The 9,301-nt window shown below is 39.4% G+C and carries 9 protein-coding genes and 1 pseudogene; 1 reads left to right on the forward strand and 9 read right to left on the reverse strand.

The genetic code is table 11. The features are described from left to right. Nucleotides 1–80: 80 nt before the first annotated feature. Nucleotides 81–512 (reverse strand): MgtC/SapB family protein, encoded by a 432-nt coding sequence (locus tag RDV63_RS15170; RefSeq protein WP_313910360.1) that lies wholly within the window; start codon nt 510–512, stop codon nt 81–83. A 136-nt stretch (nt 513–648) separates the two neighbouring features. Here RDV63_RS15170 and RDV63_RS15175 point away from each other — a divergent pair, with 136 nt between their 5' ends. Continuing rightward, on the forward strand, nt 649–2,262 hold the full coding sequence (locus RDV63_RS15175; protein WP_313910361.1) for a M28 family metallopeptidase: 1,614 nt from the start codon (nt 649–651) through the stop codon (nt 2,260–2,262). A gap of 61 nt (nt 2,263–2,323) precedes the next feature. On the opposite strand, the gene RDV63_RS15180 is transcribed toward RDV63_RS15175, so the two are convergent. The 8 genes and pseudogenes from RDV63_RS15180 to RDV63_RS15210 form a co-directional block, all read right to left on the reverse strand. Beyond that, nucleotides 2,324–3,643, reverse strand: coding sequence for a mechanosensitive ion channel family protein (locus tag RDV63_RS15180; protein ID WP_313907513.1), 1,320 nt, complete (start codon nt 3,641–3,643; stop codon nt 2,324–2,326). A 91-nt stretch (nt 3,644–3,734) separates the two neighbouring features. Continuing rightward, complete coding sequence (locus RDV63_RS15185) at nt 3,735–4,904, reverse strand: CynX/NimT family MFS transporter (protein WP_313907514.1); 1,170 nt, start codon at nt 4,902–4,904, stop codon at nt 3,735–3,737. A gap of 109 nt (nt 4,905–5,013) precedes the next feature. Further along, nucleotides 5,014–5,376: an MliC family protein gene (locus tag RDV63_RS15190; protein ID WP_313907515.1), complete on the reverse strand. Its 363-nt coding sequence runs from the start codon at nt 5,374–5,376 to the stop codon at nt 5,014–5,016. Nucleotides 5,377–5,541: 165 nt separating this feature from the next. Next, nucleotides 5,542–7,004, reverse strand: a pseudogene (locus RDV63_RS15195) (catalase). A gap of 12 nt (nt 7,005–7,016) precedes the next feature. Beyond that, the gene (locus RDV63_RS15310) at nt 7,017–7,100 is read right to left on the reverse strand and encodes a hexameric tyrosine-coordinated heme protein (RefSeq protein WP_409934849.1); all 84 of its coding nucleotides are present in this window, start codon (nt 7,098–7,100) and stop codon (nt 7,017–7,019) included. 61 nt (nt 7,101–7,161) lie between these two features. Beyond that, complete coding sequence (locus RDV63_RS15200) at nt 7,162–8,148, reverse strand: diaminopimelate dehydrogenase (protein ID WP_313907517.1); 987 nt, start codon at nt 8,146–8,148, stop codon at nt 7,162–7,164. A gap of 158 nt (nt 8,149–8,306) precedes the next feature. Then, a complete protein-coding gene (locus tag RDV63_RS15205; RefSeq protein ID WP_313907518.1) occupies nt 8,307–8,879 on the reverse strand; it encodes an undecaprenyl-diphosphatase in 573 nt (190 codons plus the stop codon). Nucleotides 8,880–8,916: 37 nt separating this feature from the next. Further along, complete coding sequence (locus RDV63_RS15210) at nt 8,917–9,114, reverse strand: hypothetical protein (protein ID WP_313907519.1); 198 nt, start codon at nt 9,112–9,114, stop codon at nt 8,917–8,919. Nucleotides 9,115–9,301: the final 187 nt, after the last annotated feature.

The following is a 9,301-nucleotide window of genomic DNA, read 5'->3' on the forward strand; positions in this document are numbered from 1 at the left end:
CTCCAAATAAATAATTAATTAAAAATAAGTTTAGTAAGTATAGTTGAGATTAAGTAACTGCGATTTATTATAATGAAGCACTAAACAATCTTGTTTTTCACTTTACCTATAATTTTTAATGTCACAAAAGTCATTACGCTTAAAGCTATGGCAATCTCTATCCGCTCTAAACCAACTGCTATACCAACAGCACCGGTTGACCAAATAGCAGCGGCAGTGGAGGTGCCACTAACCTGGGATGAGCTTTTTAAAATAGCGCCGCCCCCAATAAAGCCTATTCCCGTCACAATACCAGCAATAATCTTGCCTTGTGCATCAGGATCAGTAAATGCTGACATAGCTAAAATGGTAAAAGTACAAGCTGCCATAGACACTAACGGAAAAGTACGTAATCCTGCCGAGCGGCTACTAGACTCTCGCTCCCATGCCGTTAAAAATGGTAACAACAGTGCAATAAATAACTGGACGATATTTTTGACAACTTGTTCTATATCTATATTAAATAATTCCATCGCTAAGCTTCCCTATCAACTAGCAGGGTGAATAATGGCCAAATAAAGCTAATTAAGCTTGTTCTACCTCATGTATAGACATCTTGTCGCACTATACTTTATAGTCAAACTCTGTTTACTCATGGGTATATAAATAATGACTCGATTAAAAATTAGTTGTGCTTTGCTTAGCTTGCTACTTGTAGCTTGCTCAGAGCCGGCATCTGTGACTAAAAATGACATTCCTACTGTAGAAGTTAATTTAGACAATGTACACCAAGATATCAAAGTATTAGCCTCAGACGAATTTGCTGGCCGTGGACCTTTAACAGCTGGCGAAACCTTAACCATCAACTACTTAGCTAAACAGTATCAAGATATAGGCTTAATAGGTGCTGTTGCTGGTGAGTATTTACAGCCGGTTGAGATCGCTCAATTAACACCAGACCCAAATATGCATTTAACTATTGGTGAATTAAACTTTACCGCAGGTAGCGACTTTACAGCTCGTACCCAACAAATTCAGCCATTAATAGAGTTAAAAAACTCAGATGTAATTTTTGTTGGATACGGTATTAAGGCGCCAGAGTATCAGTGGAATGACTTTAAAGATGTTGATGTTAAAGGTAAGACAATCATTGTTTTAGTAAACGATCCTGGCTTTGCTACCCAAGACGATGATTTATTTACCGGTAATGCAATGACTTATTATGGTCGCTGGACTTATAAATACGAAGAAGCCGCACGTCAAGGTGCCGCTGCGGTATTTATTGTCCATGAAACCGCCCCTGCTGCTTACCCATGGAGCGTTGTAGAAAGCTCTAACACCGGCAGTAAATATACCTTAATGGATAACAATAAAAATGCTTCACAAATTCCTATTATGGGCTGGATAGATGTTGCAGCCGCTGAAGCTGTTTTTCAACAAGCAAATCTTGATTATCATCAGTTAAAGCAACAAGCTCTTAGCCCTGAGTTCAAAGCAGTTGCCCTTAATAGCCAAGCAAATTTAACCCTAAAAAATCAGCTAGTCATGGCTAAATCACATAATGTGGTGGCGCAACTTACTGGCAGCGAATCACCAAATGAATACATTGTTATCGGTGCTCATTGGGATCATTTTGGTGCTATTGAAACAGAAACTGGAACAAAAATATTTAATGGTGCTGTCGATAACGCTTCAGGCACAGCCGCTACCTTAGAAATAGCGCGTATAATGGCAAAAATGCATCAAAACAAACCTTTTAAGCGTTCAATAGTATTTGTTAACTTTACCGCTGAAGAGACCGGTTTAATTGGCTCAGAACAATTTGCCCGTGGCAATATTATTCCAACCAAACAAATGGTCGCTTTATTAAATATTGACGGTATGAATGTTTTAGAGGGTACTGATTATATTTTACAGTATGGTAAAGGCTTATCAGAAATGGAAGATTATTTAGTACAAGCTGCCAAGGCCCAAGGCCGCAGTGTGAAAATGGATCCTAGACCGCAAAACGGTCTATTTTTCCGTTCTGATCACTTTTCTTTAGCAAAACAAGGCGTACCAAGTTTATTATTTATGAGCTTAGGCGATACCGACCCTGACTACATAGCTCACAGGTACCATAAAGAAAGCGATATTTATTTTCCAGAATGGTCATTAGGTGGTGTTAAACAAGATATTGAATTAATAGTCGATATTGCTACGCAATTAGCTAACAATGGCGATTGGCCAAAGTGGAAAGCTGAATCAGACTTTAAAACTCGCAGGTTACAAGACCGACCTTAGTGCTTTACTAAAATAAAGTTTTCAACTAAAAACCGCCCAATTTGGGCGGTTTTATTGTTTATTAACCTTGTTCAACCTGCTGTGGCTTGGCTTCAACACTTAGCACCGAGCTTGATGATGACGGTCCTCTTAATGCCCTAATATCGTGCCCTGTTGGTGACTCATGCGCTCTTAAACCAAACTCACGTAATACGGCAAACACATGGTCAAAAATGTCTGCTTGAATATTCTCATATTCAGCCCACTTAGTGGTATTAGTAAAGGCATAAATCTCAATTGGCAAGCCATCGGTCGTTGGGCCTAACTGTCGCACTAATAAGGTCATTTCTTGATGAATAGACGGATGCGACTTTAAAAAAGATAGTAAGTAGTTTCTAAAGGTACCTATATTGGTTAGCCTGCGACCATTTATAGTCAGCGACATATCAACTTGCTTTTTACTATTGGACTGTTCTATGTCTTTAGTCTTTTGCTCTAAATAACTGCCTAGCAACTCTGCTTTACTTAGCCGTTGAATCATAGCTTCATCTAAAAAACAAATGCTACTAGTATCAATTAAAACACTACGTTTAATTCGTCGACCTCCCGACTCAGACATGCCGCGCCAGTTCTTAAAAGAGTCTGAGATCAAGGCATAAGTAGGCACTGTCGTGATGGTTTTATCCCAGTTGCGTACTTTAACAGTGGTTAAACCTATATCAATCACATCGCCATCTGCACCATATTTAGGCATTTCTAGCCAGTCACCCACAGACAACATTGAGTTAGCTGATAATTGAATACCCGCAACTAAACCTAGGATAGGATCTTTAAACACCAACATTAATACTGCTGATAAAGCACCCAAACCACTTAATAACAAGAGTGGCGATTTACCCATAAATAATGAAACAGCTAATACCACAACAAAAATACTTCCTATTAGCTTAGCTGTTTGCAGCACACCACGAAGCGGGAAACGCATCTCTGTAATTTTGCTATAGGCTAACCTTTCTAAAAAATCTAAAAAGGAAAAGAACACTAATAAACTAAATAATAAAATCCACTGATCAGTCGCAACTTTAATAAACCATAACAATGAATCGGTACTTTCAAACCATAAACCGGCTTGCACTTGCAATACTATGGCTTGAACAATAAAAGCGACACGTTGAAATAGCTTATGCGTAAGTAGCAATTGCTGCCAATTCCCTTTAGCTTTAGTGGCTAACTTAGTTACTAAACCAAAAACTGGGCCATGCAAAAAATAATGCACAAAAACAGTAAACAATACTAACCAAGCTAAAACTAAGCCATCAAAAGCCAACTCTGCCTGATTAGGCATATATCTTTCTAACCAAGTAATTAAAAACTCTTGAAACTTTCCTCGTAAACCATCCACTTTGCCGATTCTCCTTTGTGCAGACTAAACATAGGTGTTGCTTATATTAAGCTAAATCAATCGCAATTACTGTTTAAGTACAGTCACTAACCTAGTTAACCTTATTTTTATTGCTGCTTTGTTCAAAGCAGCCAAATAATATAGACAATAACACCATCACTAAAGCGGCAACAACAAGACCGCTAAAGGGAAGTATATAATTATCACTTCTATCGCGTAATACTCCGACTATAGCGGGCGCCAGTGAACCAAGACAAAAGCCAAAGGTTAGCATCATAGAAGTTAAACTAGCCGCTTGTATGGGAGTATCTGTTTGTTGAACAGGTAAGGTAAGTGAAATAGCAAACATACCGGTTAAAGCCATACCTGAAAAAACACAAACCAACCAAGGTAATTGCATAGGCCACAGCGTAATACTCATTAACGATAAAGCTACTACCGAATTCATCACAATTAATAATTGATAGATCTTAGGCAGCCAACGCAATAAAGCCGGAGCAATAAAGGCGCCTACTAATCCAGCAAACATAAAAAGGCTAGCATAATGACTGGCCTGCACTAATGTTGCTCCTGCTTCCTCATAACGCGCCACTAACCAAGTTGTCAGCGAATAAAATAAGCCACTTTGTAAAGCAAACAACAAGGTAAATATCCACGCTTTTATTGAGTTTAGCGGTAATTTAGGTGCAGTTGTCCGGATATGATTAACTTGTTTAGGTAATAAAGGCTGCCAAACACACCAGGCCAAAAGTACGGGCAAACTCCACGTTGCCATGGCCCAACGCCAATCTTGTAAATAAGCTAGTAAAGGTACCGTAAACACTAAACCAAAGGCAGCACCTAAGGTAATGCTAAGGGTATAAATTGGCATTATTGTGCCTAAGCGCTGATTAAAGCGTAATTTAATAAAGCCAGCCATTAAGGTGCCACAAATGGCAATACCAACACCAATACCAATAGCCGTTAACAACAAAACCAGAGGATTATTGGCCCAAAAACGTAGCGCTAACGACAAGGTTAATATAGCTAGTGCCGCACTAATACAGCGCTCTAAGCCAAAACGTGCCGCAAGCCAAGGCGAGACAACGGCCATTATCCCCATCATTAAAACCGGTAAAGTCGTAATTAGCCCCACCGCAGCACGGGATAGCCCAGTATCGGCAACAATGAGCTCAATAAGAGGTGCTATAGAAGTTAAAGCCGGCCTTAAGTTAAGACTAACCAGTACTAACGCTATCAGCGGTAGTAATCGAATATGCATAAAATAACCAAAAGGTTTTCACAGTTATCTAATCAAAAATGGCTGTCAAACAACAGCCATAATACAGTTGACGCAACGAGCCTAGCTTATATGTAAACTCAGTTCCCAATTATAGCTCAGCACAAGTCTCGATAATTTCACCGGTAGAATCATCGGCATTATGCTTAAACAGCATAGCTTCAGCCCCAGTTCCAGAGCCTTTACTCCACCATTCAAAGCCGCCTCCCGCATAGCGAGAGCCACTTGCCGAGACTGCAAGCTGCATATTGTAGTTATTGCCTTTATATTGGATTAAGGCTAAGTCAGTTGTGGTATAAGTTGCAATTATAGAAGCACCACTTTCACACAGGTAATTATAGGTTGCCGATGGAGTAGCCTCTGTTATCTGCTTATTACTATCCTCTTGTACTGGGTCTGAGCAACCGCTAACAACTATAGTAAATACCAATAATAAACTTGCAATAATTCTCATTTTTTCTCAATTTTGTTACTTTAGTATCTTAGCTTGACAGTCAAATGCTCTGGATAAAGGAAGGCACACTAAAGCTGATCGGCTATAATAGCTAAAATCACCGCAATAAAACGCCAATTTAAAGGTTCTAAGGCAGTGATTTCTAAATTTAGTTTAATAAAAAGCTTACTGCTCTATTTCAGATAATGATATACCTAAAGCTTTAGCAATACCGGCGCCATAAGCTGGATCGGCTTTTAAACAGTTTCCTATATGGCGTTTTCTTACCATATCATCAACATTGGCCAATTCAGCTGCTGTGTTAGAAAATAACACCTGTTGTTGCTCTTTGGTCATTAAACGGAATAAATTCCCTGGCTGGGTATAATAATCAGTATCGTCATCTCTAAAATCCCAATTATAAGCAGCTCCCGACAACTCTAATGGCGGTTCTTTCGCTGTAGGGCATTCTTGCCATAACCCCATGCTATTGGGCTCATAGCCTTTTGCACTGCCATAATTACCATCCACTCTCATGGCACCATCGCGATGATAGCTAGACACTGGGCAACGCGGCTTATTTACCGGAATTTGGCTATGATTTACCCCTAAACGATAACGTTGGGTATCACCATACGAAAATAAACGGCCTTGGAGCATTTTATCTGGCGAGAAACCAATGCCGGGTACTATGTTGGCAGGATTAAAAGCCGCTTGTTCAACTTCAGCAAAATAGTTTTCAGGATTCTTATTTAGCTCAAAGGTACCAACATCAATTAATGGATAATCGCCGTGTGGCCAAACCTTTGTTAAATCAAAAGGATGAAAACGATAATGTGCAGCTTCTTGCTCTGGCATTATCTGTACTTTTAAATCCCAACGGGGAAATCGCCCCGCTCAATAGCTTCATACAAATCACGTTGATGGCTTTCTCTATCCTTGCCAATAATAGCTTCGGCCTCACTATTGGATAAATTCTTAATACCTTGCTGACATTTAAAATGAAATTTCACCCAAAACCGTTCATTATCGGCGTTAATAAAACTAAAGGTATGACTACCAAAACCATGCATATGACGATAAGAACTAGGTAAGCCGCGATCACTCATTACAATAGTCACTTGGTGCAGTGCTTCTGGCAGTAAGGTCCAAAAGTCCCAATTACTTTGCGCATTGTGCATATTGGTACGAGGGTCACGTTTCACCACGTGGTTAAGATCGGGAAACTTTAACGGATCACGCATAAAGAACACTGGAGTATTATTACCCACCATGTCCCAATTGCCTTCTTCGGTATAAAACTTTAAAGCAAATCCCCTAATATCTCGCTCAGCATCAGCTGCCCCACGCTCACCAGCTACGGTAGAAAAGCGGGCAAACATTTCTGTTTTTTTGCCTATCTCAGAAAACAGTTTGGCTTTAGTATATTGCGTAATATCATGAGTAACGGTAAAAGTACCAAAAGCACCCGAGCCTTTAGCGTGCATACGGCGCTCTGGAATTACTTCTCGATCAAAGTGCGCTAGTTTTTCTAAAAACCAAAAGTCTTGCATTAACAAAGGGCCGCGTGGCCCAGCTGTCATAGAGTTTTGATTGTCAGCAACAGGACAGCCATTAGTAGTAGTTAGTTTTTTTGTTTTATCGTCCATCAAACTTCCCTCTTAATTGCCTTTGCGCCAATAGTTATTTGCTGCAGCTACGGTTTGAAAATTAGTCGCAATAACCTGTGACGCAGCAGTAAGTATAGCTTACTGCTTAGTTAGTATAGCTTACTGCTTCAGAATAGGAACTAAAGTTTACGTTTCGTTACAGCATTTCTTGGCGTAATTGCTCTGGACTTTTTGCTGACAATAACCCCGGTGCAACATCAAATACAGTTTTAGCCCCAACTTCACCGGCCTTAACTAATCGATGTACAGCACGGGCATAGGCCACTAATACACTAGAGGTAAATTCAGGATTGCTTTCTAAGGCTAATGAATACTCTATGTTTTGCTTACTGCTTTCTCCAGTAACACCGCTACGGATGACAAAGCCACCATGAGGCATTTTAGTATGATCTTTGTCAAAGCTGGCTTCATCAATAAAATGAACTTTAGTATCATAATCAGCAAAATAATCGGCCATTGTAACTATGCTATGCCGAATCGCCTCAGCATCTGCAGTAGGTTGCAACACAACATAACACTCACGGGTATGCTTGTCTCTAGTGCTTAATGTTGGCTGCTCACCGCTACGTACTCTGGCTATCGCATTTTCGCTAGGTAGGGTATATTGCGCTGCTTTTTTTACACCTGGCACACGGCGTATAGCATCAGAATGGCCTTGGCTTAAGCCTTTACCCCAAAACGTATAGGTTTCACCTACTGGTAACGTAGCTTCAGCATATAACCTATTTAATGAAAACAAGCCTGGATCCCAGCCTACAGATAACAAAGCAATATGCTTAGATTTTTTTGCTGCTTGGTCTAAAGCAGCATAATACTCATTAATTTTAGCGTGGGTATCAAAGCTATCTACCGTATTAAAAAACTGAGCTAAATATGGCCCTTGCTCAGGTAAGTCGGTTTTAGATCCACCGCACAAAATCATAACATCCACATTTGCTTGATGCTGTTCAATATCGGTCATAGCATAAACCGGCACTTTGTCATTTAAGAGGCTGATACTAGCAGGATCACGGCGACTAAATACCGCCACTAATTTCATATCGGGGTTTTGTTGTAACGCAGCTTCAACGCCACGCCCTAAATTACCATAACCAGCAATGGCTACTCTAATTGGCTCCATCATTAAAAACGACCTTATACAATTAAAAAAAGAAAACAGCCTAAAAACAGCCAACTTAAATATGCGGAATTTTGGCTAAAACTACAAGTAACTATTTTCTTATAGACTCTTTTTTTTAAGCTGAGCCTGCACCAATAAACCTTAACTAGTTATATGCATATTTAAACTTCTTTCACAGCACTAAATGGAATTATTTTCACCAAAAAACTTAATAGCCACTTAGTCTTATGCCTTAAGCTAAATACCACTATAGATGAACCTATTGCGACCAAGATAGCACCTATAATATCTAGTGGAAAATGTACCCCAACATAAACTCTAGACAAACCGCTAATTAAACTAATACCGCTTAGTAAATAGGCTAGCCTGCGGGTGCTTTTATTAAATAACAACATTATGGCTATACAGAAAATAAATGTAGTGTGATCAGACGGAAAAGAAGAATCAGGCGCATGCTCAACCAACTGGGTACCTAGGCCTTGCACAAAGGGTCTAGAATGGTAATAAAACAATGAAATGCTATAGCTTGTAAGCATACCTAACAACACAGCTAAACCAGCCTGATAGCTGGACGTCATCTTTGCTAATTTACCGCTAAACCACAACCAACCGAGAATAACTATAAAAACATAAGGCGTAGCTTCTGCTAAGCCAATTAACATTTGATCTATTGATTTATTGTTACCCGCATATTGATTTATAAATAAAAAAGCAGAAATATTGAACTGTTCCATTTTATTAATCTAGGCTCCATGTACTCAGTACTAAAGTTTAAGTTTTGGTTTCAGCAGATACCGACGCTAACCGCATGGCTTGTAGCTCTTCAGCGGTTTTTAAACGACAGACAGCTAATTGCTGTAAGCGCATATCTTTAATGGTCGCTAGCGGGTCAGCAGCTTTTAACTCTGTTTGCGAATTTTCATATGCAAGACTGTCATCCGTTTGCTTTTCATTAGTAGTATCTAACATAACAAAATTCCATATAAATATAATATAAAACAATACATTACAGCATTTCTCTCTAAAGCACAGCCGTTGTAAGCTAATCTTTTGCTTAACCCCTATCTATTAGCTGCACTTAACGCCATACTAAATTTGTTGCGCAGCACTTTTATCTTTTGCACGCCAAATGAATATGTAATGGCTGTTCAAAGTT

Origin of the sequence: Rheinheimera sp. MMS21-TC3 (assembly GCF_032229285.1) — a bacterium.
GTDB lineage: Bacteria > Pseudomonadota > Gammaproteobacteria > Enterobacterales > Alteromonadaceae > Alishewanella.